Below are 24,742 nucleotides of genomic sequence, written 5' to 3'. Positions count from 1 at the left end.
AGACCGAGCATGGGTGACCAGAAACTTGGGGGCGACAAGAAACCCGGCGAAGCCGTCCATGCCGAGCCGCCAGGCAGCGGCGACACGATCGACGATGCCGCCCGGGAAGCGGTGGAGGAAATCCAGAAGAGCGGCAACGACCATGCCGGAACCGGCGATGGGGGCTGAAGCGACGGCGGTCAGGCGGGCCGGGATCTGAGCGCGATGACAAGGCCGGCGAGCGCGAGGACGCCTCCCGCGACGGCGAGAGGCGACCAGTGATAATCCTCGAACAATGTCGACAGCGCCATCGCGATGATCGGGATCAGCACGCTTGAATAGGCGGCGCGCGCCGGCCCGATCGCACGAATGATCCCGAAATAAAGCGTGAAGGCGATCGCCGAGGCGAGCAGACCGAGATAGACGAGCCCGGCCCAGTAACCGGCGCGCATCTCCACAACCGGGGCTCCGTGCAGGATCCAGGCGATCGCCGCGTCGCACAGAACGCCGTAGAACATGCCCCAGGCGAGCATGGCCGAAATCGGCCTGGTCCGCAGGCGCTCGGTGCCCTGCAGCACGTTGGAGGACGACGCGGACAGCACGCCGAGGAGCGTCACGCCGATCCCGATCAGCACCTCGCTGCGCGACGTCGCGCTGGCTCTCAGCTCCTGCACGAACAGCAAGGCAACACCGGCCACGGCCACCAGTGAGCCGACCAGAAAGCCTCCGGTGAGGCGCTGCTTCAGGAACAGCCAGCCGAAGATGGAATTGGGGACGAGCAGCAATGCGAACACCACCGCGACCAGCCCCGAGGTGATGTGATGCTCCGCCGCATAGACGAAATTGAAGTTGAGGCAGAATTGCGGAATGCCGAACAGCAAGGCGAGCATATGGCCTTCACGGCCGATCCGCAGCGACGCGCCGGTCCATCGCGCATAAGCAAACATCGCGGCGGCAGCGATTGTGAAGCGGTAGGTGACCGACCAGGCGGCCGGGACGATGCCCAGCTGATCCCGAATCACCAGCCAGGTCGAACCCCAAATGCAGGTGACCAGCAGGAACGGAAAAAGGACTTTCGGCTGGAGCAGCCCAGCCCTCACGGCGCGATCTTCATAAGGCGGCGATCGCAGCGGCAAGCCGATCGACGGCGCCGTGATCCGAATCCCAGCTGGTGACGAGGCGGGCCTCGCCGACTCCCCAATCGTAGAAGTCGAAGCCCTGATCGCGCAGGCTTCTGGCCTCGTCCGCGCCGACCCGGAGGAACACCTCGTTCGCCTCGACCGGCAAGACGAGCCGATCCCCCGCCGCTGCGGCGAGGCGCGTGGCGGCATCGTTGGCGGCGCGGGCGTTTCGCAGCCACACGTCGTTGTCAAGCATGGCCAGGACCTGCGCCGCCATGAAGCGGCCCTTGGAGAGCAGGTGGCCCGCACGCTTGCGGCGATAGAGCGTCGTCTGCCGATGCTTGTCGCCGAAGAAGACGAGCACTTCCGCGGACATGCCGCCATTCTTCGCAAAGCCGAAGCTCAGCGCATCGACCCCGGCTTTCCAGGTGACATCCGCCACGGAGCAGCCGAGCCGGACGATGGCATTCGCGAAGCGGGCACCGTCCATATGCAGCCCAAGCCCGCGCTCCCGCGCCAGGCTTCCGAGCGCCCCGACTTCATCCGGCGTGTAGACGAGACCATATTCGGTTGCGTTGGTGATCGAGATCGCCGCGGGCTGAACCTGATGGACGTCGTTGCGAATGGTGTCGATCAGTCCGTGAACGATGTCCGGGGTCAGCTTCGCGCCCTTGCCGTCGCCGAGCAGCAGCTTGGCGCCGTGCGTGTAGAATTCCGGCGCGCCGCATTCGTCGTTCTGGATGTGCGCATCGCGGTGGCAGACGACGCTCCCCCAGGGCGGGCACAAGGCGGCCAAGGCAAGCGCATTCGCGGCGGTGCCGGTTGCCACCCACAAGGCGGTGACCTGGGTTTCGAACAATTCGGAGAAGACGGTGTCGAGACGCTGGCTCCAGCGATCGCCGTCATAGGCGGTGTCGAGACTGTTGGCGGCGGCCAGGGCCGCCATGACCTCGGGGCAGACGGCAGCGGCGTTGTCGGAGAAGAATCGCATGAGGCGCGCATAGAGGCTCGAAGCCGGTGGTGGAAGCGAGCTCCCGCGACAGGAGCGACGGACCGCGCCACGCGCAAATTCCAATGGCGCGTTTACCATGGGTTAGTGGGCGAGGTGTAACGCTGCTCGCAAGGATTTTTCGAGGACGTGTTCGGATGGGCGTACAGAATTTCGTGGACGGTTCGGTTGCCGGCAAGCGCACGGCGAAGCGAGCGCGCGTCCTGCTGGCCGCAAAGCTTCAGATCGGGTCCATCGAGATCGATGTGCGATTGCGAGACCTGTCGCGGCAAGGCGCCCTGATTGAAGCGCAGCGTGTTCCCCCGCAAGGCGCCGAAGTCACGTTCACGCGCGGATCGCTCACCGTCCCTGCGCGGGTCGCATGGGTCGGCGAGGGCCGAGCGGGTCTCGAATTCGCCTACATGGTCGACGAGAGCGAAGTGCTGGTGCAGCTGAAGCGCACCACCACCGACCAGAACCAGCCCCGGTTCCGCCGTCCAGCCCTCGGCGAGGACATGAGCGCGCAGGACAAGAAGCTCGCCCGCTTGTGGGGCGTCTCAGTGGGCATCTCCATTCCGGGAGAATGAGCTATGGGCCTGATCGGCGAGCTTTCGACGCAACCTTATGGCGAGATCCGCAAGGCCGCGCGCAAGGAAATCGTGCTCGGCGCCGGCCTGCGGCAGCGCGGCGCCACCGCCATCACGGTGCAGATCCTGGATCTTTCCACCCACGGCTTCCGCGCCGCAACCCATCTCGAGCTGCCCGAGGGTACCGATGTGTGGCTGAAGCTGCCTGGACTGGAGACGTGGCACAGCCGCGTCGTCTGGATGCGCGGTCATCTGCTCGGATGCGAATTCGTGAGACCGCTCCACCCCGCAGTGCTCGACATGATGGTCGGCAAGATCGCCCGCTGAGCGGTCGGATCCCGGGTGCGGTCAGACCCGCGGACTTGGATGAAGCAGCTTCTCCTCCAGCCGTTCGGCGCGGTTGTCGTATTTTTCCGCCATTTCGCGCAGCAGTTCCGCGACGCCCGGTGTGGTCGATGCGGCCGCCTGCCGGCGGCACACCGTCGCCAGATTGCGGAATGAATCGGCGGAATTGTCGTGAGTCATCCGAGAACCGTCGCCCTGATCTGACCGATGGCGGCAACCACCCGAGCCACGCGCACCTAACCTTAATCCACATCAAGGTGCAAGAACGGAAGACAGCGCTTACGGGGTGAGCTCAGGCAGCGTGCAGGTACGCCGGATCGAAGTCCGCAATCGATCGCATGTTCTGCCAGTCCGCGATCCGAATGTGCCTGCGATCGCGAGCGATCGCGCCGTCCGCTTCGAGCGCCCGCAGCATCCGGTTGACGTGCACGCTGGTCAGCCCGGTCGCGTCTGCAATCTGTTCCTGTGTCATCGGCAGCTCGAACGCGCTCGCCGAACCCAGGCCGGCGGACTCGCAGCGCGCAGCGAATTCGCACAGCATATGAGCAATGCGGGTCTTGGCATCGCGCCGGCCAACGTTGAGCACCCATTCGCGAAAGATCGAGGCGTCGATCAGCGTATCGCGCCACAGCGCATCGCTGATCGCCTGACTCTGTGCGGTGAGCTTCCTGATCGCCGCCATCGGGACCCACGCGACCACCGCTTCGGTGATCGTCTGCACGTTGTGATCGGCGACCGAGAGCAGCAAATGCTGCAGATCGAGCAGATCCCCAGGCAGATGAAAGGACACGATCTGGCGTGCGCCGGTGGCAGCGAGCTTGTGCCGACAGGCGAAGCCCGACAGCAGGACGCAACATTCCGTCGCCGGTCGCCCTTCGCGAACAAGATAATGCCCGGTTGGCACCGCCTTGACGATCGCCGGCAAAGCCAGGACGTGCTGCACATCCTCCTCGGACACGCGTCCGAGGCGTTGAAGCTTACGGGCGAGAGGGTTCATCCCCTCGACTTCTTCGAGCCCCATAAACTCCTCTAGTGGCGCGCTATTCTCCCAAGCTAACATTGCAGGGTTAGATACTCATTGATGTGGATCAAGTTCCGCATGGGACAGCCAGACGGTGCACCGGAGACCGGCGACTTCAGGCACCACGTGACGGGCACGGCCGGGGGAATCGGAACCCGCGGTGCCGCTCTCGGCCTCCCTTTCAGGCGCAAACCGCCTTGCATCGAAGGATCCCGGAGATCGCCTTCGGTTGCAAAATCCGCATCAAGAGAGTAAATGGACCCGCTACTAGTCGCAAATTGACGGTTTCTGGCGCTTTGCGGCACCTTTTTCCTTCTCTCTCGCCTCTCCTAGCATCGGAGGGCCGGCGTTCGGTTCTCCCCCTAAGAAGGAAAAAGCTAATGACCATCGGAACCGTCAAGTTTTTCAATGCCGACAAGGGCTATGGTTTCATCCAGCCGGAGAGCGGCGGCAATGATGCCTTTGTGCACATCAGCGCGGTTCAGGCGGCGGGCATGACCACGCTCGATCGCGATCAGCGTGTTTCCTACGAGCTCGAGACGGATCGTCGCGGCAAGACCAGCGCTGTGAACATCCAGGCAGCCTGATCCCGAGGGATCTGACGGGAGCGGCGGTCTGGCCGCGGCTCCCGTCCTTGAGGACCGGGGGGCAAAAGGAACGAATGCACTATGTCCTCCAATCATGATTTCTACAGCGCACGCGCCGCCGAAGCGCGTGCGGACGCGAACTCGGCCAAGCTCGACAATGTCCGCGATCGGTGTCTTCGCTCCGCCGAGGCATGGGAAGCGATGGCGGCACGGGCCCATCGCAGCGAAGTGTTCCGGGCCAAGCAGGAAGAAGAGAAAGCCGCGACCCGTCTCGACGCGTGATCTCGGCGGACGGGCGTGGACACACCCGCACTTTTCTTCACATCAGACAGGCGATCCCGGCCGCAGATGCGGGACCAAGCGCGCTTTTATCGCGGCGCAGCGTCTTGACATGGAACGATCTCGAACAAGAGGCTTTGAGCCGGCAGCTCACACCATAGGCCGCCAAATGATCGAAGCCGATTATTATCGTCAGCAAGCCGATCAGTGCCGCAAGGATGCCGCCGCCGCGATCGCGCCGCAGGCTCGTCGGCAGCTGGAACAGCTCGCAGCTTATTATGAACGCCAGGCGCGTTGGGCGTCCGCGCCCGAGCAGGCCCACGGCCCGGTGCAGCGCGCCTGACGCCGCCGCCGCGGCGAGAATGTCTCACCGCAGCGACGTTCGTGCACAGGAAGGATCGTTCGACGCGCCCGTCTCGGGGGTTTGCTGAATGCCCTTTCCAGACCTCGCGCCGCCCCAGGCCGCTCTACCCGAACGTGACCAGGCTCTGGAGCGCGGCGCAGAATCAGCGGCGGAAGGAGCGCCGAGGACCGCCCGGTCCCTGACCCGGAGTGCGCTCTCGGAACACGATACGGCCCTTGCTGAGGTCGTAAGGAGTCATTTCCACGTGTACGCGATCACCGACCACGGACTTGATGCGAAATCTCCGCATCTTGCCGGCTGTGTAAGCGATGATCCGGTGATTGTTGTCGAGGCTCACGCCGAAGCGCCCGTCCGGATAGATTTCATCGATCAGACCTTCGAGGGTCAGCAATTCTTCCTTGGCCATGCTTCAGGCAGCCGCCTGGAGGTTCACGGCGCAGGTCTTGCCGCCACGATCGGCCTCCAAATCGTAGGAGATACGCTGGTCCGGCGAGAGCATGTCCAGCCCCGCCGCTTCGAGCGCCGAGATGTGAACGAATGCGTCCGCCCCGCCGGCGTCCGGCTGGATGAAGCCATAGCCGCGATCGGCACTGAAGAATTTCACGGTTCCGGTGATCAATATACTTTCCCTTCTTTGGCGGACCGCCACCCGGCCCACTCGGCTAGGAGAAGCGGGAAGAAGGAAAAGGAGCCGCAAAGCGCCAGTGACCGTCCGTTGCGACTGATAGCGCTGCCCAGATGGGGCATAAGGCAGCCAGATACAAGCGATGCGCCGACCCGCGTCGGGTTTCGATCGGAAGACGCTCGCGGCAGCCACACGCCTTGGGGATCGCCTCAGGCCGTAGGTTCGGGGCTCCCCGCGCGTGCCTCCAGGCAGATCTTTCGGAGCTGGCGGCTGATCGAGTGACCGGACAGATGGGCCTCGACATTGGCGAAGCCCTCGCCCTTCAAACGGGCTCTGATGCTTTGAACGGAAGTATGTTCGCCCGAGCGGGCGAGAGCGAAGGCTCGTTCGAGAATGGTGACACTGCTCATCCGCCGGAGATGGGCTCCGCCGACCGGAAAGCCAATACGAATTTGTCGCACAAGCCCCCAATCATGGGGGCGAGAGCCATGCCGTGGCGCGGCGGGATCAGAAAACGGGGAGGTTCGCGGCGGAACGCGTCTTGCGGCGGGCGCGGTGTCTCCGACGGGCGATGGTGCTGCCGGTGAGGATTGAACTCACGACCTCAGCCTTACCAAGGATGCGCTCTACCACTGAGCTACGGCAGCATCATCGCCTGTCGGGAGACGGCGGCCCTATTGGCTGCGGCGGCCCGCCCTGTCAAGGCGGCTTGCGCCAAGTCCACGCCCCGTCGTATTTTTCCCTAATGTCGAAACCCACCGAAGACCGCGCCCGCCGCCTCGCCGAAGCGCTCCGAGACAATCTCAAGCGTCGCAAGGCGCAGGCCCGTGGTGAGCCGGCACCGAGCGAGGCAGATGGGCCGAAGGGAAGCGAGTAGACCGCGCTCCCGCGCGATCCGCTTTCCACTCAGAGCGGGGCGCAGGCCGCCCTGGTCCACTCCAGAACCTCGCCGCTCAACTGCGGACCGACGATCTCCAGAACGCGGGCGTGATAATCGTCGACCCAGGCGCGCTCCTGCGGCGAGAGCAAGGCGAGATCGATCAGCGTCCTGTCGATCGGTGCCCAGGTGAGATTTTGGAAACCGAGCATGTCCTTCTCGGCGCCGGCGACCGGCCTCGGCACGACCAACACCAGATTCTCGATGCGGATGCCATAGGCACCAGCCTTGTAGTAACCGGGTTCGTTCGAAAGGATCATGCCGGCGCGCAACGGTTCGTCGCCGCCGGATTGGCCGCTGCCGACGGGCGCAATTCGCTGCGGCCCCTCATGGACCGCGAGGTAGGAACCGACGCCATGGCCGGTGCCATGGGCATAATCGACGCCCGCCTGCCACAGAAATTGCCGGGCCAGCGTGTCGAGCTGGCTGCCCCGAGTGCCGTCGGGGAAGAGCGCGGCCGACACCGCGATATGACCCTTGAGCACCCGGGTGAAACGATCGCGCATCTCGGCGGTTGGCGTGCCGATCGCGACGGTGCGGGTGACGTCGGTGGTGCCGTCCGGATACTGTCCGCCGGAATCGACGAGATAAAGCGAATCCATCTCGATCGCGCGGTTGGTCTCCTCGGTCACGCGATAATGGACGATCGCGCCATTCGGGCCGGCGCCGGAGATGGTGTCGAAGCTGGTGTCGCGGAGATCTCCGCAGGCCTCGCGGAATTCCTGCAGCTTTGCCGCGGCGGAGAGCTCGTCGACGCTGCCCTTCGGCGCCTCGATCGACAGCCAATGGAGGAAGCGGGTCAGAGCAGCACCGTCGCGCGCCTGCGCCGCATGGTGGCCTCCGATCTCGACCTGGTTCTTGATCGCCTTGGGGAGCACGGCGGGATCGCGCTTGGTGACGATCCTGGCGCCAGCGGCCTCGAGCGCCCCGAAGATCGCCGAGACGGCACGTTCAGGATCGGCGACCACGGTCTTGCCCCGCATGCCGCGCAGATGCGGCTCGAACGCATTCCGCTCGTGGATGCGAACGCCGTTGCCGAGATGCTGGCGGACGTCCTCGCCCAGTTTCTCCGAGGCGACGAACAGGTCCGCGGTGCCGTCCTGGTGGACGAGGGCGAAGGACAAAGCGACCGGCGTATGCTCGACGTCCTGACCACGCACGTTGAACGTCCAGGCGATCGAATCGAGCGCCGAGAGCACCGCGGCGTCGGCCTGCTCGGCCCTGAGCCAATCGGCGATGTCCTGCCGCTTGGCCGCAGATGACTTGCCGGCAAGATCGTCACCATGGACGACGAGCCGCGCCTTGGAGGGCTCCGGCTTATCCGACCACACCCGATCGATCGGGTTGCGTTCGACGGCAACGAGTTCGGCGCCCTTGGCGGCCAGCGCCTCGCGGGCCCGGACGACCCAGTCGTTGGTGTGGAGCCAGGGATCGTAGCCGATCCGCGCGCCGTTCGGAGCATGCTCCTTGAGCCAGTCGGCGACGCTGGTCTGCGGCACCGATTCATAGCTCCAATGCTGGCCGTCGACCTGGTCGCGGACCTGCAGCGTGTAGCGTCCGTCGGTGAAGATCGCGGCCTCCTGCGGCAGCACCGCGGCCGAGCCCGCCGATCCCTGGAAGCCCGTCAGCCAGGCGAGCCGCTGCGCGTAGCTGCCGACATATTCGCTCATATGTTCGTCGGTGAGCGGCACGACGAAGCCATCGAGCCGATCGGCCTTCAGCTGCTCGCGCAAGGCCTGGAGGCGGGCTTCGTACGTCGACATGTGCAATCTTCCCTCGGCTGATGATCCGGCGCTAAGTAAGCCCTATCGGGAAGCAGCGCCAGTCTGGCGCCCAGCGGGGGATCGCATCTTGAAGCCACTCTTGTTCCTGCCCATCCTTGCGCTTGCCGCGCCGACCGCGGCGCTCGCGCAGCCTCAGAAAGCCATCATGACCACAGCCTCGAACCTTCCAGCGCCCCCCAAGGCCGAGCAGCGGCCGCACAGCTACAGCCGCCACGGCTACACGATCGAAGATCCCTATTTCTGGCTGAAGGACCAGGGCTATCCGAAGGTCGACGATGCGGACGTGCTCGCCTACCTCAAGGCCGAGAACGCCTATTTCGAAGCCGCGATGGCGCCGCACCAGAAACTGGTGACGACCCTGTTCGAGGAGATGAAGGGCCGCCTGAAGGAGGACGAATCCTCCGTTCCGGCCCGCGACGGCGACTATCTCTATTGGTGGGCCTTCAAGCCCGGCGCGCAATATCGCACCTGGTATCGCAAGCCGGTCGCCGGCGGCGCCGATCAGGTGATCCTCGACGAGGCCGCCGAGGCCGAAGGCAAGGAATATTACCGGCTTGGCGCGCTCGAGGTCAGTCCCGACGGACGGCTCGGCGCGACGCTGGTCGACGATAATGGCTCGGAACGTTTCCAGCTCCGGATCCGCGATCTCGCCACCGGCAAGGACATCGAGACGGTCACCGACGTCGGCATCGGATCGCCGGTGTGGACCAGCGACAGCAAGGGCGTCGTGTTCACCGAGGTGAACGACAATTGGCGTTCCTATCGGGCACGCTACCACCGACTCGGAACCCCCGTGGCCGAGGACAGGACGCTGTACGAGGAGACTAAGGAGCTCGGCTTCAGCGTCGGCGTGTCGCGCTCGCAGGATCGCAGCCTGATCTTCGTTTCGACCGGCGACAATGCCACCAACGAGGTCCGCTTCGTCTCCGCAGCCGATCCGCTGAAGCCGCTCGTCCTGATCTCTCCGCGCAAGGAGAAAAGGCAATATTCCGTGGACGCGGCGCACGGGAAGTTGTGGATCGTCACCAATGACGAGCACGTCAATTTCCGACTTGCCGAAGCCGATCCGGCGATACCCGATGCCTGGAAGACGGTGATCCCCGGCTCAGACCGGGTCTATCTGCGCGGCGTCACATCCTATCTCGATCATCTTGCCCTGTCGGAACGGGTCGACGGCCTCGATCAATTGGTGCTTCGCACCTATGATGGAAAGGAGGAGCGAATTCCGTTCAAGGAAGCGAGCTACAGCGCCGCCTTCGCCGGCAATGCCGAATATGCGCCCGCCGCCTATCGCCTCGGCTATTCGTCGATGGTCACGCCGCAGACCGTCTACGATTACCATCCCGCCGACGATCGGCTCGAGACGCTGAAGGTTCAGGAGATCCCGTCCGGCTACGACGCCGGCCAATATACGACCGAGCGGCTGATGCTGCCGACTCGCGACGGCAAGAAGGTGCCGGTCTCGGTCGTCTACAAGAAGGGATTCGAGAAGAGCGGCCAGGGCAAATTGTTCCTGTACGCCTATGGCGCCTACGGCCATGCGATCCCGCCGAGCTTCTCGACCTCCCGCGTCAGCCTGCTCGACCGCGGTTATGCCTATGCGATTGCGCACATCCGCGGCGGCGACGACCTCGGCTACGGCTGGTTCCTCGACGGCAAGCTCGACAAGCGCACCAACACGTTCAACGATTTCGTCGACGCGGCCAAGGGCCTGATTGCCGAGGGCTACACCGCTCCGGGCAAGATCGGGATCCAGGGCGGATCGGCGGGTGGCGAGCTGATGGGGGCTGTCGCCAACATGAATCCGGAGCTTTGGGGTGCGGTCGTCGCGGACGTGCCGTTCGTCGACGTGCTCAACACGATGCAGGATGAAAGCCTGCCGCTCACCCCGGGCGAGTGGCCGGAATGGGGCAATCCGATCACCGACAAGGCGGCGTTCGAATATATTCGGTCCTACAGTCCCTACGATCAGGTGAAGCCGCAAGCCTATCCGCCGATGCTGATCACCGGCGGCCTCAACGATCCGCGCGTCACTTATTGGGAACCGGCCAAATGGGCCGCGAAGCTGCGGAACACCAAGACCGACGACAACCTGCTGCTGCTCAAGATCAACATGGGCGCAGGCCATGGCGGCAAATCCGGCCGCTGGGACCGCCTCCAGGAAGTGGCGGAAGCCTATGCATTCGTGCTGACCCAGATCGGCGACGACACGAAGAAATGATCGGGCAAGGACGGCCCGCCGAGGGGCGGGCCGTCCCCTGCGCCCTCAACTCTCACGCGAGGGCGCTATGACCCCGTTCCAACTCAGCATCACGGCGACGCACGAGGACATCGACGAGCTCGGCCACGTCAACAATGCGGTATGGGTGCGCTGGATCCAGGACATTGCCACCGGCCACTGGGCGGCGGTCGCGCCGATCGAGCATCAACAAGCCTATGTGTGGGTCGTGACCCGGCACGAGATCGACTATTTGCGCGCGGTGCAGCCGGGCGAGACCGTGACCGGGCGGACCTGGATCCCGGACGGCCCGCGCGGCGCGCGGTTCGACCGCCATGTCGAGTTCATCGGTGAAGACGGGAAATTGCGGGTGCGCGCCAAGACCACCTGGGCGATCCTCGACAAGGCGACCGGGCGCCCCCTTCGGGTGCCGCCGGACGTCGCGGCACCGTTCATGAAGTGACGCCTCTTTCTCCTCTCCAGGGAGGAGAAAAGCGACGTCAGTCCGTCCCGGCGGCCACCGAGCCGGCGGGTGCGCCATCCTTGTACTTTTCGAACCAGGCGAGGATCGCGGCCGCCTTGGCGGCGCTTTGCGAGGGGCGGCTGGCGATGGTGCCGTGGCCGGCGCCTGGCACCTTGATCAAAGCCGTCGGCACGCCGCGCAGCTGCAAAGCGGTATAATATTCCTCGGACTGGCTGACGGGCGTGCGATAATCCTCGCTGCCGACGACGACCAGGGTCGGAGTCTTGACGTTGCCGACCAGCGACAGCGGCGAGCGATTCCAATAGGCTTGCGGATCCTCCCATGGATAGGTGCCGAACCAGTAGCGGGCGAAGAAGGCGGGGCCATCCGCGGTCAGCGCCTGGCTGGTCCAGTTGATCACCGGCTTCTGCGCCGCCGCGGCCTTGAAGCGATCGGTCTTGCCGACGATCCAGGTGGTGAGCACGCCGCCGCCCGAGCCGCCGGTGACGAACAGCCGGTCCGGATCGACGAAGCCGCCGGCAATCGCCGCGTCCACGGAAGCGATCAGATCGTCATAGTCGCGGCCGGGATAGGCATGGTGGATGAGATTGGCGAACTCCTCGCCGTAGGACGTAGACCCCCGCGGATTGACCGACAGCACCGCATAGCCGGCGCTGGCATAAAGCTGGTTGTCTGTCGCGAAGGCCGGACCGTAGGCGGAAAAGGGCCCGCCATGGATTTCCAGGATCAGCGGCACTTTCTGTCCCTCGCTCCAGCTCGGCGGCAGGGTCAGCCAGGAGTCGATCCGGCGATTGTCGAATGAGGTCGCGGTGAGCTTGCGAACTTCGCCGAGGCGCTTGCCGTCGAGCAGCTCGGCATTGAGCCGGGTCAGCTGTCGCTTGTCGCCGGCACGATAGAGGGCGACGTCCGACGGACGCATGGCGCTGCCGCTGGTCGCCGCGATCGCGCCGTCCTTCGCGACCGAGAAGCTGCCACCGGTATAGGGTCTGTCCTGCGCGCCGCCGGTCAGCCCCTCCGCGACGGTGCGGAGGGACCCGTCGAGGCCGACGCGCGCCACCTTACGGGTTCCCTGATCGTCATAGGCGAAGAAGATCGACCGCCCGTCGGCGGCCCAGACCGGCGAATCCGCCGAGCGATCGAGGCGTTCGGTAAGCGCGCGCCGGCCGCTGCCGTCACGGTTCATCACATAGAGGACGTCATTCTGGTAGCCGAGCCGTTTGTCGTCGAATCCGGTGAAGGCGATCAGCTTGCCGTCCGGGGATATTGCCGGCTGATTGTCCGGCCCGTCGCGATCGGTCAGCGCGGTGATGGCGCCGCCGGCGACATCGAGGGCATAGACTTCCGTGTCGAGCGGCTCGCGGGCCCAGTCGGGCGAGCGGTTGCTGCTGAACAGGATCGTCCGGCCGTCCGGCGCCCAGCTGAGCGGGCCATTGTCATGCACCGAACCGAAGGTGAGCTGGCGCGGCGCGCCGCCATCGCCCGAGACCAGGAAGATGTGGCTGAAGCCCGGCTTCACATAGCCTTCTTCATCGGTGCGGTAGGTGATGTCGGTATGGATCTCGAGCGGCTCGGCCCACTTTGCGCCTTCGGGCTTGGGCGGCAGCGAGCCGAGCTTGGTCCCCTCGGCGGGCACGAACATGGCATAAGCGATGTGACGGCCATCGGGAGACCAGGCGACGCTGGTCGGCGCGTCGGGAAGGTTGGTGATCCGCACGGATTCGCCGCTCGCCATCCAGCGGACGTAGAGCTGCGCGGCGCCGCCTTCGCCGGACGAGACATAGGCGAGGCGCTTGCCGTCCGGCGACCAGCGCGGCTGGCTATGTGCGCCAGGTCCCGCCGCGAGCGGCATCTGTTCGCCGCTGCGCGTGTCGACGAGCCAGATCGACGGGCGCATGCGATCGGTCATGACGTCCCCGGAGCGGCGTACATAGGCGATCTTCGATCCGTCGGGGCTGATCTGCGGATCAGTGGCGGCTTCGAGCGAGAACAGGTCCCGCGCCTCGAACGTGCGGGACGGCCCCTCAGCCGGGGCGGCGGCCGCCGGAAGCGTGGCCGTGCAGGCAAGCAATAAGGCGCAGGACAGTCTCAGCATCTTCTTCCCCTTGCGTGTATTGCGCCCTTTATGCGGAAGGCTCCCCTTTCCGGAAAGGCGTGAAATCCGCGAGCTGGGCGATCTCGTCGGCAACCGCGTCGCGCTCCATCTCCAGAAAATCGGCGACCGCCTTGCGGAAGCTCGAATTCGGGATGAAATGGGCCGAATAAGTCGGCACCGGGCGATAGCCGCGGGCGAGCTTGTGCGATCCCTGCGCACCCGCTTCCACGCGGGAGAGGCCGCGTTCAATCGCGGCGTCGATCGCCTGATAATAGCAGATTTCGAAATGAAGGTGGGGGACTTCGGTGGTCGCCCCCCAGTAACGGCCGTAGAGCGTATCGTCGCCGATCATGTTCAGCGCGCCGGCGATCGGTACGCCTTCGCGCAGGGCGAAGATCAGCAGGATCCGCTCCGACAGGCGCTCGCCGAGCATCGTGAAGAAGCTGCGGGTCAGATAGGGCCGCCCCCATTTGCGAGCGCCCGTATCCTGATAGAAGGCCCAGAAGGCGTCCCAATGCGCCTCGGTGATCGCGGCGCCGGTGACATGCTCGACCGTCAGCCCGTCGAGCGCCGCGGCGCGTTCCTTGCGGATCGTCTTGCGCTTGCGCGAAGAGAGTGCGGCCAGGAAATCGTCGAAGCTCCGATAATCCTCATTCTGCCAATGGAACTGGCTGTCGGTGCGGATCAGCCAGCCGGCCGCCTCGAAGGCTGTCACGTCGTCGGCGCTAAGGAAGGTGGCGTGCGCCGAAGAGAGATCGTTCTGCCGCACCACCGTCTCGACCGCGCGGATCAGCGCCGGTGCAAGCTCCGGATCGCGGGTCAGCAACCTCGGGCCCGGCACCGGCGTGAACGGCACCGCGATCTGCAGCTTGGGATAATAATCCCCGCCGGCGCGCTCCCACGCCGAGGCCCAGGCGTGGTCGAACACATATTCGCCCTGGCTGTGGCTTTTGACATAGGCCGGCGTCACCGCCGCCAGGCTCCCATCCGGCGCATCAATGGCGATCGGCAGCGGCTGCCAGCCGGCCCGCGCGGTCGCGCTGCCCGATTGCTCGAGCGCGGACAGGAAGGCGTGCCGGACGAACGGATTGCCCGCGCCGGCGCAGGCATCCCAGGCCTCCGCCTCGAAGCTTGCAACCCCGGGAGCGATGCGCGCGACCACGTCAGACATGCAGCAACTCGGGCAATTCGTGGATGATCTGGTCCGCGCTCACTGCAGCACGGCTGCGATCGGCCGCGCTTCGCACCGTCCAGGTCAAGACCGGCTTGCCGCGCGCGCGAAAGGCGGCCGCGAACGCCGACGGGAGATCGCGGACGTCGCAGGCGAGGAAATCGGGACGTGCACGACGAAGCGACACGGTACGCTCGATGCGGCCGCGCCAGCCCTGCTTGCCCTGCTCGCTGACGACCAGGCCCCGAAGCAGATGCGGAGCGTTGCGCGCAAGCCAGGCCGCGACCTCGGGATTGAAGGACATGATCCCAATTGCGCCGGAATAGGAGGCGAGCTCGGATGCCACGGCGCCGGCAAGGCGCGCCGCTCCCTCTCGCGTCGTCTTTACTTCGATCAGCAGCGGCACGCGGCCGCCGATCATTTCCAGGATCCTGGACAAGGGCTCGATGCCGTCGGCACTGCCGCGCAGGCGGATCCTGGAAAGCGCCTCGGCTTCGTGCTCGACGAGCGCACCACCCTCACCGGTAAGGCGGTCCAGGGTCGCGTCGTGGAAGACCATCGGAACCCAATCCCGGCTCGCCTGGACGTCGAGCTCGATGCCATGGCCGGCCGCGATCGCCGCTTCGAAGGCGGCGCGGCTATTCTCGATCCGACCGGCGCCGTGCAGCCCGCGATGGGCGATCGGCCGGTCGGCGAGGAGGAAAGGATCAGGCCGGCCGGACGGCGACGACGGCATCGATCTCGACCGCTGCGCCGAGCGGGAGGGCCGGCACCCCGACCGCGCTCCGTGCATGCTGACCCGCATCCCCGAACACCTGCTGCATCAGCTCGGACGCGCCGTTCGCGACCTTCGGCTGATCGGTGAACGAGTCGGCGCTGGTGACGAAGACTCCGAGCTTCACGATCCGCTCGACCCGATCGAGCCCCACCGCCTTTTCGATCTGGGCGAGGAGCATCAGGCCGCAGGCGCGCGCTGCGCGGACGCCGTAATCGAGATCGCGATCTTCGCCGAGGCGGCCGGTGAGGAGGCTGCCCGCCTCGAACGACACCTGGCCCGAAATGTGGAGCAGGTTTCCGGCGAGCACGGTCGGCACATAGGCCGCGACCGGCGCCGCCGCTTCGGGAAGGGTGATGCCGAGTTCGGCGAGGCGGGAAGCAATGTCGGTCATGGTGTCGGCCTCAAGCAGTGGCGGGGAGACGGGTCAAGCCGTGGGCGTGTTGCGGGCGATGGCGAAGCCGGCGAAGCTCTGGTTGACCGGCATGATCTCGATCCGGTTCAGATTGACGTGCGGCGGCTGGGTCGCGACCCAGAAGATCGTCTCGGCGATGTCGTCGGCGGTCAGCGGATCCATGTCTCGGTAAAGCTCGTCCGACACCTGCTGGTCGCCGCCGGTACGGACGACGGTGAATTCGGTCTCGACCATGCCAGGCTCGATCGAGGTCACCCGCACGCCGGTGCCCTGCAGATCGCAGCGCAGGTTGAGCGAGAATTGGGTAACGAACGCCTTGGTGCCGCCATAGACGTTGCCGAAGCGATAGGGATAGGTGCCGGCGATCGAGCTCAGGTTGATGATCGCACCCCTGCGGGCGATCAGGGTCGGCAGCAAGGCGTGCGTGATGGTGACGAGCCCGAGCACGTTGGTCTCGATCATCTCGCGCCACTTGCCCAGATCGGCGTCCTGCGCCGGCTCCATGCCGCGGGCGAGGCCGGCATTGTTGAGCAATATGTCGACGTTTCGAAAGCTTTCGGGGATCTCGGCCACCGCGCCGTGGATCGCAGCCTCGTCGCGCATGTCGAGCGTGATCGCATGTACATTCTCCTCGCCGAGCTCGGCGACAAGAGCGTCGAGCCGCGCCTGCCGCCGGCCGGTCGCGATGACCTTGTGTCCGGCACCGACAAAGCGGCGGGCGGCGGCGGCGCCGATTCCGGAGGTCGCGCCGGTGATGAGGATGATGGACGTCATTGCTGTTCCTCTTTGACCTGTTCCGCTTCCCGCGAAGCGGGCCCTTCTGCGAAGCGGGCCTCGATCCATCGTGCCGCCTCGCTCCAGTCGTCGATTCGCGCGTGCGCATGGGGTGCCGGCGGCACGACTTCGGCAAGCCTCGGTTCTCCGATCATGTGCAGCCGCCAGACTTCCGGGGCGTGATTCGCCACCGATTCATGGTGAACGGGCAGATCATCGACGAACACCACGGCCGAAGGACGCATCTGCTCGACCAGTTCCCTGACCGGCCGGCCCTTGCCGCCGCGGTTGCAGAGCACCCGATGATGGATCTCGAACCGGCCGAGCTGCTCGACCCGCCCCGCCTCGTGCTCGTCGCCGACGTTGGTCAGGATCACGATGTCGGCGTGTGCGCCGATCGCGGCCAGCGCCTCGGCAGCACCGGGAACGATATTCTGCCGCTCCATCTCGGTTCGGAAGAAGCCGTCGAGCAGCGGCCAGATCCGCTCCTCCGGAAGCGATTCGCCGGCGCGGGTGCGGATCGCCTTCTGGAAGCTGTCGGTATAGAGATCGAACGAGAGATCGTGCGCCTCCTCCAGCCATTCGGCGAAGTGCGAGATCATGTTGAGCAGCACTTCATCGCAATCGGTAATCAGCAAGGGGCGGCTCATGATCCAAGTCTCCGTCCGGCTTCGACAAGGGTGGCGGGCGAGACTCCGAGCGCGTCGGCACAGGCGACCAGATCCGGCTCGTAGGATTCGAGGAAGCCGATCACGGCCGCGAGCAGGCTTGGATCGTCGATCCGTTCGCGCAGATCCTGCGGGGTGAGACCGGTCAGCGCCAGCAGCCTCTCGGCACGCGGCTGATCGCTCAGCGCCCAGCCGAGTGCGGCAAGGCCAAGAGCTTCGGGATTGTTTGTGTCGGGAATCGTCATCGCCTAATGGGGGCCGGTGGTACAAAAAATCCTCGTTGTCGAGGACAACGAACTCAACCTGAAACTCTTCTGCGACCTGTTGCGGGCGCACGGCTATGCGGCCGAGCCCGTTCGCGACGGCCGGGAGGCAATCGAGCGCGCGCGAAACTTCGCGCCCGATCTGATCGTGATGGACATCCAGATGCCGCATATCAGCGGTCTGGAGCTCATCGAGCAGCTCAAGCAGGACGACGAGCTGAAGCGCACGCCGATCATGGCGGTGACCGCCTATGCGGCCAAGGGCGACGAGGAGCGAATCCGGGACGCCGGGGCGGAAGGCTATGTCTCCAAGCCGATCTCGGTGATGAAGTTCGTCGCAGCCGTTGCAGGGCTGCTGGAAGCTGCGGCCGAGAGGGACGCAGCAGAGGCGGAGATCGCCGCTCCGGCACCTCCCGAGCAAGGCGCTCCGGAAGCGCAGGCACCGACCTCGCTCGAGAACGATACCCACTCCTAGAGCATGATCGGGTCAGGCTGAATCAGCCTGATCCGTGAATCATGCTCTCGTCACTGGTTGAGAGCCTGATTCACACCTCAGGTCGGAGCTAAACGCTCCAACCTAAGATGATCAGGCTCTAGAAGTCGAAGGCAGCCTGCACGGCTCGGGTCGCATCGTCGAACTGCCCGCACAGCGCCGCGCCCGCCGAATCGCCGCCGAGACTGCGGACCACCTCTCGCTGCGCCTGCTGCCATCGCGGCAACGCCTGGTGGAGCATCAGTTCGCCTTCGCCGGTCAGCCGGACGATTCGCACGCGCTTGTCACGGGGGTCGCGCCCGATCTCGGCGAACCCCGCTTTCTCGATCAGCTTCAGGTTTCGCGACAGGGTGGCAGCATCGATCGCGAGGATGTCGGCAAGGCGGCCCATCGGCTGGCCGCCGTCGCCGGCCGCGGCGATGCCGCTCATCAAGGTGAGTTGGGTCGCCTGAAGTCCGAGCGGCCGCAGCGCCTCGTCATAGGCGCGGGTGATCACCCGGGCGACCCGGCGGGCGCGGAAGCAGAGACAATCGGCACGGATGGCATGGGCCACTTCGAAGGCATTCATCGGATACTTGTATATGCAACTATTCTGGGCGACAAGACCGGACGCGGCGATTCGCGTCCGCGGCAAGGACGGAGCAGGATGGTGATGACTCGGCGAGATTTCGGCGCCGGCGCGGCAGCGCTCTGCGGCACCGCGTTCATCGGATCCGACGCGGTCGCGGCCAACATCAGCCCCCTGCGCGCCGCGCTCGACGCCCATGTCACCGATCGCTCGCTTGCCGGTTTGGTGGCGCTGGTCGATCGCAGCGGATCATCCAAAGTCCATGTCGCGGGCCTGCAGAGCTTCGAATCCGGGACTCCGATGCAGCGCGACACGATCTTCCGGGTCGCCTCGATCAGCAAGCCGGTGACGGCGGCCGGCGCGATGATCCTCGTCGAGGAGGGCAAGGTCCGGCTCGACGATCCGGTCGACCGCTGGCTTCCCGAACTGGCCGACCGCCAGGTGGTGCGCAGCCTAGAGGGGCCGATCGACGCGACAGTGCCGACCAAGCGCGCGATCACACTTCGCGATCTCCTGACGATGCGCATGGGGCTGGGTGCCGTCTTCACGGACCCTTCGAGCTCGCCGCTGCTCACCCGTTTCAACGCACTCGAGCTCGCGCCGGGACCGACCCTGTTCGCCCATTCGCAGGACGAATATATGCGCCGGCTCGGGACGCTCCCGCTTGCCTACCATCCGGGCGAGCGCTGGCTCTATCATACCGGCCTCGACGTTGCCGGCGTGCTGATCGCGCGGGCCAGCGGCCAGACGCTCGGCGCCTTCCTGCACGAGCGCATCTTCGTGCCGCTCGGGATGAAGGACACCGCCTTCTTCGTGCCGCCCGCCAAGCAGGATCGGCTGGCGACGCTTTATGCCCGCAATCCGGAGAGCGGTGCGCTGCAACCGTGGCCCAAGGGCTTCGACGTCTCCAGAGTGCCGCCGATGGAACTTGGCGGTGGCGGACTTGCCTCCACGGTGGATGATTTCGCGGCGTTCGGGCGTATGCTCCTCGCCGGCGGCACCTATCGAGACAAGCGCATCCTCAAGCCCGACAGCATTGCGGAGATGCGGCGCGATCAGATCCCGGCCGAGGTCAAGGCCGCCTCTCCGTTCTTCCCCGATTTCTGGAAGACCAACGGCTGGGGCCTCGGCATGTCGGTGGTCACCGCGCCCGATCCGGTCTCCGCGCATCCGGGCCGATTTGGCTGGTGGGGCGGTACCGGCACCACCTTCTTCGCCGACCCGAGGACCGACACGGTCGCCGTGCTGATGTTCCAGCGCCTGATGACCGGCGCGGACGACACCGCGGTCAGCAACGAATTCTTGAGAGAGGCACTGAAGGGAGAAGCATGATGGAAAGGCGTATCGTCGGCCGCGAGGAATGGCTCACCGCCCGCAAGGCACATCTGCGGAACGAAAAGGCGCTCACCCGGGCGCGAGACGCCCTGCTCGAAGAACGCCGCGCCTTGCCGTGGGTGCTGGTGGATCAGGATTATGTGTTCGATACCGCAACCGGGCCAATGCACCTGTCCGACCTTTTTCAGGGCCGCAGCCAGCTTGCCGTCCAGCATTTCATGCTGCCGCCCGGCGGCGATATCTGTCCGGGCTGCGCCTCCACGGCTGACGACGTCGATCCCTCCCGACGCCATTTCGAGCATGCCGATCTCAGCTACATCGCAGTCTCACGGGCACCGGTGACCGAGATCGAGGCCGCGAAACGCCGGATGGGTTGGACCTTCGCGTGGGTCTCGTCCGGTGGATCGAGCTTCAACTACGATTACGGCGTCTCCTGGACACTCGAGCAGATCGCGGCCGGTGAGGCCCCCTACAATTACGGCACCACCAATTCTCCGATGGAGGACCTCCACGGCCACAGCATCTTCGCCAAGGACGAGGACGGACGAATCTATCACACCTACTCGACGTACGCGCGGGGCGCAGAGGCGGTGGCGGGCGCCTTCGGCTGGCTCGACATGACGCCGAAGGGTCGCAACGAGGGTGACGAAATCATGGGCTGGCTGCGCCGCCATGACGAATATGGGGACCAGCCCCAGGCCCACACCTGCTGCGCCGTGCAGCAGGCCGCAGAGTAGGAGAGACCAGATGATCAGACTCACCGCATTTCGCTGGGTGCCGCCATTCGCCGCCGGGTTGGTGCGCGATCTCCGTGTCCGCTGGGCGCTCGAGGAGGCCGGCATCGCTTATGAAGAACGGCTGATCGGCCAGGGCGATCAGGACAGCCCGGACTATCGCGCGATGCAGCCGTTCGGTCAGGTTCCGGTGCTGGAGGAGGATGGCCTCACCCTGTTCGAATCGGGGGCGATCCTGCTCCACATCGGCGAGAAGTCGGACGTGCTGCTGCCGCGCGATCCAGCCGCGCGTGGCCATGCGATCCAGTGGATATTCGCAGCGATCAACAGCATCGAACCGCACGTCCAGAACCTCTCGCTGATCGACCTGTTCTATCCCAACGAGGAGTGGGCGAAGCTGCGTCGGCCCGGCGCGGAGCAGATGGTCGAGAAGAGGCTCGATTCCCTTGCAGGGCGGCTCGGCAGCCGTGACTATCTCGACAGCGACGTGTTCACCGCCGGCGACCTGATGATGACAACCGTGCTGCGCATCCTGCGCCACACCGACCTCGTCGCGCGGCGACCGGCACTCGCGGCCTATCAGCAGCGCTGCGAATCGCGGCCTGCATTCCAGAAGGCCCTCGCCGCGCAGCTCGCGCCCTTCGCCGAGAACGCGCCCACGGCCCAGGCTGCGGAATAACGGAAAATCCCTCTCCCGGCCTGGGAGAGGGAGTCCACGCGAAAAAGGCGCCGGCCGCTTACGCGGGGACGCCTCTCAAGCCGGCCATGCGCGAGGGCGATTGCCCCCGCAGCGCCTTACTTGATCTTCGCTTCCTTGAACTCGACGTGCTTGCGCACGACGGGGTCGTATTTGCGGAAGGTCATCTTCTCGGTGATGTTCCGCGGATTCTTCTTGGTGACGTAGAAGAAGCCGGTGTCGGCAGTGCTGACGAGCTTGATCTTGACGGTTGTCGGCTTGGCCATGACAGCCTCTTCAGATTGGAAATGGATGAAAAAAAGCGGCGCAGACGCCGCTTTCATGCGGTGATGCCTCTGCCCCGAAGACAGGAGGATGTCAAGCCGCGCGTCATTTCTCAGTCTCCGCATTCGTCACCGCCCGCGGCTTCATGGTCCGGTAACCATGTCGGCGCATGGTGTGCAGGCAAGGCGGAGGGTAAGATGCAACACGGTAACGACGCGATGCTGCTGGTACGGGCGGAGCTCTGCGACCGGCTCGAAACGCTGTCCAATCTTACCCGCAGGCTCTCGCCGCGCGATTTCACAGCCCGGGTGGAGACGATTCGGACCCTCGCGGCGGCTTATGGACTGACTCCGGTGGTGCGGGTCGCCGAGGCGCTCGAGCGGGCGGTCGCTGAGACGTCTTCCGACATCCGCGCCTGCCCCACCGCACTCTATCTTGCGCGCCTTCAGGACGCGATCGGCTGCGAGAAACTGGACGAGAAAGCGAGCCAGGCGCTGCTCGCGTCGGTATCGGTGCGGCTCGGCGCCTGAGCGCTTGGACGCGCTCGTCTCCGCATTCGTCGCCGCGGGGCTCGCCGAGTGGGGCGACAAGACCCAGTTGCTCGTCGCCGCGCTCGCCGCACGCCACGGCCGACCGCTGCCAATCCTTGTCGGGGTTGCGCTGGCGGCGGCGATCCACGCCGCGATCGCCGGCTTCGGCGGCATCCTTGTCAATGACTGGATGACGATCCGGGCGCTGACCCTGCTCACCGCGCTCGCCTTGCTGTTCGCCGGCGGCGCAGGGCTGTTTGCACGCAAGCCGCCGAACATTCTCATCGGCCCGCGCGTCGGCGCGTTCGCAGCGAGCTTCGCCTGCTTCTTCATCGCCGAATTCGGTGACAAGACCCAGTTCCTCACATTTTCGATCGCAGCGCGGTTCGATTCCGCCGCTCTCGCCTCGTTGGGCGCCCTCGCCGGCGTAATGGCTGCAAGTGTGCCCGCGGTGATGCTTGGCGATCGCCTGGTCGCTGTCGTGCCGGTTCGCGCAATCCGGCTCAGCGCCGCCGCGCTTTTTCTGCTGTTCGGCATCATCCTGGCGCTGAACGCCCTGACGCTCGTCTAGGGCTGGCCTTTCGAGGAGTTTGCGTTAGGATCCAGCCTCTACAGGGAAGCAGGGGGCTGCTCATGATCACAAGGTGGTTCGCCGCCGCGCTCGTCGGCGCGGCGATCGTCAATGCTGTGTCACCGGCTGCGGCACTTGCTGCGAACGAGGCCGGGGCGAAAGTCAAAGCGGACGCCGGGCCGGTCCGCATCCCCACCGCCGAGCTCGCCCGCACGCCGCTGATCTCGGGGCCCTCGCTTTCGCCGGACGGCAAGCTGCTGCTGGCGATGCTCGGCACGCCAGGCCAGTCTACCCTGGGCATCATCGATCCGACGACCGCCAAGATCAACTCGTTCAGGCTGCCTGACGATTGGGAAATCGCCTCCTATCGCTGGGCCGGCAACGGCACGGTGCTGATCAGCGCCGGCAAGACGACGCCCTGGCTCGACGACGAAGCCTATATGACGCGCCTGCTCGCCCACGATGTTGCCACTGGCAAGACGCGGTTCGTCGGCAAGAGGGAGCAGGGGCTCGAGGGTGACGACATCCTCTACGTCGACCCCGACGGCAAATGGCTGCTCTTGTCGATTCAGCGCACCGTCTACGATTGGCCCTCGGTTTACCGGGTCGACCTGGAGGGCGACGGCTTCAAGCAGGTCGTCGCCGAGCGCAAGGGCATCTGGGAATGGTATGCCGACGGCAACGGCTTCGTCCGTGCCGGGACCGGCATCGAAGGCGACAAATGGGTGATGGTCTACCGCAGCCCCGGGTCCAACGCCTTCCGCTACGCCGGCAGGGCGAAGATCGACGACGTAAAGGCATCGCTCGGTCTGATGCGCTTCGCACTCGACAGCGACAAGGGTTATATCCTGTCCAGCGAGAAGACCGGACGCGACGCCGTCTACCGGTTCGATTACGCTACGTTGCAGACCGGTGAGCTCGTCTTTGCAGCACCGGAGAACGACGTCTCCGATTTCACGCTGCAGCCGGACGGGTCCGGGATCAGGGCCGCTTACTATACCGATGTCCGTGACAGGGTGGAGTGGTTCGACCCGGAGCGGAAAGAAGTCCAGGCAGCGATCGACAAGGCTGTCGGCAACAAGGAGGCGTGGATCGTCTCGCAGAGCCGCGACGGTTCGAAGATGGTCGTCCTCGTCACCGGCACCAACGATCCCGGCACCTATTACATCTTCCAGACCGCCAACGGCGTGATGCAGCGGCTGGCGATGGTCAACGAGAAGATCCGGGCCTTCAAGCTCGCCGCCTCCAAGGCCGTCTCCTATACCGCCCGCGATGGCCTCAAGATCCCCGCTTATCTGACATTGCCGGTCGGACGCGAGGCCAAGAACCTGCCGTTGATCATCATGCCGCACGGCGGCCCCTACGGGGTGCGCGACCGCGGCGATTTCGATGCGGAAGTGCAGCTTCTCGCCAACCGCGGCTATGCCGTGCTCCAGCCCAATTACCGCGGCTCGGAAAGCTACGGCCGATCGTTCGAGGACAAGGGCACCGGCCAATGGGGCCGCGCGATGCAGGACGACCTCGACGACGGCATGGACTGGCTGGTCAAGCAGGGCATTGCCGATCCCAAGCGTGTCTGCATCGTCGGCGCGTCTTACGGCGGCTATGCAGCGATGTGGGGCGCCACCCGCAACCCCGAACGCTACCGGTGCGCGGCGAGCTTCGCCGGCGTCATGGACGTGCCCCGTCAGCTCAAATATTCGCGCGACTTCTTCATCAACGCCAAGTCCGCGCGAAAGTGGAAGGATCGGGTGCGCGGCGAGCAGAGCTTCAACCTCAGCGACATCTCGCCGATGGGGCAGGTCCCGCGTCTCTCCGTGCCCGTCCTGATCACCCATGGCGCGAAGGATCAGCGGGTGCCGCTAAAGCAATCGGCGCTCTATGCCAAGGCGCTCGAGAAGGCCGGGAAGCCGTTCGAATATCACGTCTATCCCGGCGAGGGGCACGGTCTGACCAACCCCGAGAACCGCAAGGATTATTTCGACCGGCTGGAGGCCTTCCTCACCAAGCACAATCCGGCCGACTGAGGACGATCGAAATCGGGATCGCGGGAAACTGCGGCTCCGCCGGTCG

Annotated in this window: 30 protein-coding genes, 1 tRNA gene and 1 pseudogene; 15 read left to right on the top strand and 17 right to left on the bottom strand. The window is 65.4% G+C overall.

Translation table 11 applies throughout. The features are described 5' to 3' along the window. The first annotated feature begins 9 nt into the window (after positions 1-9). Positions 10-168, top strand: a complete 159-nt coding sequence (locus C7I55_RS28050; RefSeq protein ID WP_158266305.1) for a hypothetical protein — start codon at positions 10-12, stop codon at positions 166-168. A gap of 11 nt (positions 169-179) precedes the next feature. On the opposite strand, the gene C7I55_RS06215 is transcribed toward C7I55_RS28050, so the two are convergent. Beyond that, on the bottom strand, positions 180-1,079 hold the full coding sequence (locus C7I55_RS06215) for a DMT family transporter (protein ID WP_106512453.1): 900 nt from the start codon (positions 1,077-1,079) through the stop codon (positions 180-182). 10 nt (positions 1,080-1,089) lie between these two features. Next, on the bottom strand, positions 1,090-2,091 hold the full coding sequence (locus C7I55_RS06210; RefSeq protein ID WP_106512024.1) for a threonine aldolase family protein: 1,002 nt from the start codon (positions 2,089-2,091) through the stop codon (positions 1,090-1,092). 155 nt (positions 2,092-2,246) lie between these two features. Here C7I55_RS06210 and C7I55_RS06205 point away from each other — a divergent pair, with 155 nt between their 5' ends. Together C7I55_RS06205 and C7I55_RS06200 are read left to right on the top strand one after the other, a co-directional pair. Further along, complete coding sequence (locus C7I55_RS06205) at positions 2,247-2,675, top strand: PilZ domain-containing protein (protein ID WP_158266304.1); 429 nt, start codon at positions 2,247-2,249, stop codon at positions 2,673-2,675. A 3-nt stretch (positions 2,676-2,678) separates the two neighbouring features. Further along, positions 2,679-3,002, top strand: a complete 324-nt coding sequence (locus C7I55_RS06200) for a PilZ domain-containing protein (protein ID WP_106512022.1) — start codon at positions 2,679-2,681, stop codon at positions 3,000-3,002. A 21-nt stretch (positions 3,003-3,023) separates the two neighbouring features. Here C7I55_RS06200 and C7I55_RS28045 read toward each other — a convergent pair whose 3' ends face one another. Both C7I55_RS28045 and C7I55_RS06195 read right to left on the bottom strand, forming a co-directional pair. After that, positions 3,024-3,200: a hypothetical protein gene (locus C7I55_RS28045; protein ID WP_158266303.1), complete on the bottom strand. Its 177-nt coding sequence runs from the start codon at positions 3,198-3,200 to the stop codon at positions 3,024-3,026. A gap of 112 nt (positions 3,201-3,312) precedes the next feature. Beyond that, a complete protein-coding gene (locus tag C7I55_RS06195) occupies positions 3,313-4,041 on the bottom strand; it encodes a Crp/Fnr family transcriptional regulator (protein ID WP_106512021.1) in 729 nt (242 codons plus the stop codon). A 380-nt stretch (positions 4,042-4,421) separates the two neighbouring features. Between C7I55_RS06195 and C7I55_RS06190 the strand changes: the two genes are divergently transcribed. From C7I55_RS06190 to C7I55_RS28040, 3 genes are all read left to right on the top strand, one after another. Then, complete coding sequence (locus C7I55_RS06190; protein ID WP_106512020.1) at positions 4,422-4,628, top strand: cold-shock protein; 207 nt, start codon at positions 4,422-4,424, stop codon at positions 4,626-4,628. An 81-nt stretch (positions 4,629-4,709) separates the two neighbouring features. After that, on the top strand, positions 4,710-4,910 hold the full coding sequence (locus C7I55_RS06185; RefSeq protein ID WP_106512019.1) for a hypothetical protein: 201 nt from the start codon (positions 4,710-4,712) through the stop codon (positions 4,908-4,910). 166 nt (positions 4,911-5,076) lie between these two features. Then, positions 5,077-5,250: a hypothetical protein gene (locus tag C7I55_RS28040; RefSeq protein ID WP_158266302.1), complete on the top strand. Its 174-nt coding sequence runs from the start codon at positions 5,077-5,079 to the stop codon at positions 5,248-5,250. Positions 5,251-5,413: 163 nt separating this feature from the next. Here the strand turns inward: C7I55_RS28040 and infA are convergent, their stop codons facing one another. The 4 genes from infA to C7I55_RS06160 form a co-directional block, all read right to left on the bottom strand. Next, the gene (infA, locus tag C7I55_RS06180; RefSeq protein ID WP_106512018.1) at positions 5,414-5,677 is read right to left on the bottom strand and encodes a translation initiation factor IF-1; all 264 of its coding nucleotides are present in this window, start codon (positions 5,675-5,677) and stop codon (positions 5,414-5,416) included. A 3-nt stretch (positions 5,678-5,680) separates the two neighbouring features. Beyond that, complete coding sequence (locus C7I55_RS06175; RefSeq protein ID WP_106512017.1) at positions 5,681-5,890, bottom strand: cold-shock protein; 210 nt, start codon at positions 5,888-5,890, stop codon at positions 5,681-5,683. A gap of 578 nt (positions 5,891-6,468) precedes the next feature. Continuing rightward, positions 6,469-6,543, bottom strand: a tRNA-Thr gene (locus C7I55_RS06165). Positions 6,544-6,802: 259 nt separating this feature from the next. Next, complete coding sequence (locus C7I55_RS06160) at positions 6,803-8,596, bottom strand: aminopeptidase P family protein (RefSeq protein WP_106512015.1); 1,794 nt, start codon at positions 8,594-8,596, stop codon at positions 6,803-6,805. Positions 8,597-8,762: 166 nt separating this feature from the next. Between C7I55_RS06160 and C7I55_RS06155 the strand changes: the two genes are divergently transcribed. Further along, positions 8,763-10,838 (top strand): S9 family peptidase, encoded by a 2,076-nt coding sequence (locus C7I55_RS06155; protein WP_106512452.1) that lies wholly within the window; start codon positions 8,763-8,765, stop codon positions 10,836-10,838. A gap of 67 nt (positions 10,839-10,905) precedes the next feature. Beyond that, entirely contained in the window at positions 10,906-11,298 is a 393-nt protein-coding gene (locus tag C7I55_RS06150; protein ID WP_106512014.1) for an acyl-CoA thioesterase, read from the top strand. Positions 11,299-11,335: 37 nt separating this feature from the next. Here the strand turns inward: C7I55_RS06150 and C7I55_RS06145 are convergent, their stop codons facing one another. From C7I55_RS06145 to C7I55_RS06115, 7 genes are read right to left on the bottom strand one after another with little or no spacing between them, the layout of a single operon-like run. Next, entirely contained in the window at positions 11,336-13,411 is a 2,076-nt protein-coding gene (locus C7I55_RS06145) for an alpha/beta hydrolase family protein (protein WP_106512013.1), read from the bottom strand. A 28-nt stretch (positions 13,412-13,439) separates the two neighbouring features. After that, on the bottom strand, positions 13,440-14,582 hold the full coding sequence (locus C7I55_RS06140; protein ID WP_106512012.1) for a GNAT family N-acetyltransferase: 1,143 nt from the start codon (positions 14,580-14,582) through the stop codon (positions 13,440-13,442). Continuing rightward, the gene (locus tag C7I55_RS06135) at positions 14,575-15,318 is read right to left on the bottom strand and encodes a glycerophosphodiester phosphodiesterase family protein (RefSeq protein WP_106512011.1); all 744 of its coding nucleotides are present in this window, start codon (positions 15,316-15,318) and stop codon (positions 14,575-14,577) included. Before C7I55_RS06135 ends, C7I55_RS06140 begins: the two co-directional genes overlap by 8 nt. Further along, positions 15,290-15,751: a RidA family protein gene (locus C7I55_RS06130; RefSeq protein ID WP_106512010.1), complete on the bottom strand. Its 462-nt coding sequence runs from the start codon at positions 15,749-15,751 to the stop codon at positions 15,290-15,292. The genes C7I55_RS06135 and C7I55_RS06130 overlap by 29 nt, the downstream gene beginning before the upstream one ends. A gap of 33 nt (positions 15,752-15,784) precedes the next feature. Further along, positions 15,785-16,546: an SDR family NAD(P)-dependent oxidoreductase gene (locus tag C7I55_RS06125; RefSeq protein ID WP_106512009.1), complete on the bottom strand. Its 762-nt coding sequence runs from the start codon at positions 16,544-16,546 to the stop codon at positions 15,785-15,787. Beyond that, on the bottom strand, positions 16,543-17,196 hold the full coding sequence (locus C7I55_RS06120; RefSeq protein ID WP_106512008.1) for a hypothetical protein: 654 nt from the start codon (positions 17,194-17,196) through the stop codon (positions 16,543-16,545). Before C7I55_RS06120 ends, C7I55_RS06125 begins: the two co-directional genes overlap by 4 nt. Then, positions 17,193-17,459, bottom strand: coding sequence for a DUF3572 domain-containing protein (locus C7I55_RS06115; protein WP_106512007.1), 267 nt, complete (start codon positions 17,457-17,459; stop codon positions 17,193-17,195). The genes C7I55_RS06120 and C7I55_RS06115 overlap by 4 nt, the downstream gene beginning before the upstream one ends. 16 nt (positions 17,460-17,475) lie before the next feature. Between C7I55_RS06115 and C7I55_RS06110 the strand changes: the two are divergent. Further along, positions 17,476-17,835, top strand: a pseudogene (locus C7I55_RS06110) (response regulator); the annotation flags it as partial. A 235-nt stretch (positions 17,836-18,070) separates the two neighbouring features. Here C7I55_RS06110 and C7I55_RS06105 read toward each other — a convergent pair. Further along, entirely contained in the window at positions 18,071-18,538 is a 468-nt protein-coding gene (locus C7I55_RS06105) for a MarR family winged helix-turn-helix transcriptional regulator (RefSeq protein ID WP_106512005.1), read from the bottom strand. Between the two features lie 84 nt (positions 18,539-18,622). On the opposite strand from C7I55_RS06105, the gene C7I55_RS06100 reads away from it, so the two are divergent. Genes C7I55_RS06100 through C7I55_RS06090 form a run of 3 tightly spaced genes read left to right on the top strand, consistent with a single transcriptional unit; the run spans position 18,623 to position 21,286 of the window. Continuing rightward, a complete protein-coding gene (locus tag C7I55_RS06100) occupies positions 18,623-19,870 on the top strand; it encodes a serine hydrolase domain-containing protein (protein WP_106512451.1) in 1,248 nt (415 codons plus the stop codon). Then, positions 19,870-20,610, top strand: a complete 741-nt coding sequence (locus C7I55_RS06095; protein WP_106512004.1) for a DUF899 domain-containing protein — start codon at positions 19,870-19,872, stop codon at positions 20,608-20,610. The genes C7I55_RS06100 and C7I55_RS06095 overlap by 1 nt, the downstream gene beginning before the upstream one ends. Before the next feature lie 10 nt (positions 20,611-20,620). Further along, entirely contained in the window at positions 20,621-21,286 is a 666-nt protein-coding gene (locus C7I55_RS06090; RefSeq protein WP_106512003.1) for a glutathione S-transferase family protein, read from the top strand. Between the two features lie 116 nt (positions 21,287-21,402). Here the strand turns inward: C7I55_RS06090 and rpmG are convergent, their stop codons facing one another. Beyond that, positions 21,403-21,570 carry a 50S ribosomal protein L33 gene (gene rpmG, locus C7I55_RS06085; RefSeq protein WP_106512450.1) on the bottom strand — a complete coding sequence of 56 codons (168 nt, stop codon included), beginning with the start codon at positions 21,568-21,570 and terminating at the stop codon, positions 21,403-21,405. A 195-nt stretch (positions 21,571-21,765) separates the two neighbouring features. Between rpmG and C7I55_RS06080 the strand changes: the two genes are divergently transcribed. The 3 genes from C7I55_RS06080 to C7I55_RS06070 all read left to right on the top strand — a co-directional run bounded on the left by C7I55_RS06080 (position 21,766) and on the right by C7I55_RS06070 (position 24,696). Continuing rightward, positions 21,766-22,098, top strand: coding sequence for a hypothetical protein (locus tag C7I55_RS06080; protein ID WP_106512002.1), 333 nt, complete (start codon positions 21,766-21,768; stop codon positions 22,096-22,098). 4 nt (positions 22,099-22,102) lie between these two features. Continuing rightward, positions 22,103-22,669, top strand: coding sequence for a TMEM165/GDT1 family protein (locus tag C7I55_RS06075; RefSeq protein WP_146150938.1), 567 nt, complete (start codon positions 22,103-22,105; stop codon positions 22,667-22,669). Between the two features lie 62 nt (positions 22,670-22,731). After that, positions 22,732-24,696: an alpha/beta hydrolase family protein gene (locus tag C7I55_RS06070; RefSeq protein ID WP_106512000.1), complete on the top strand. Its 1,965-nt coding sequence runs from the start codon at positions 22,732-22,734 to the stop codon at positions 24,694-24,696. The last annotated feature ends 46 nt before the right edge of the window (positions 24,697-24,742 follow it).

This window comes from Allosphingosinicella deserti (assembly GCF_003012735.1).
In the GTDB taxonomy this organism is placed as follows: domain Bacteria; phylum Pseudomonadota; class Alphaproteobacteria; order Sphingomonadales; family Sphingomonadaceae; genus Allosphingosinicella; species Allosphingosinicella deserti.
This window is presented reverse-complemented; position numbering and strand designations above follow the sequence as displayed.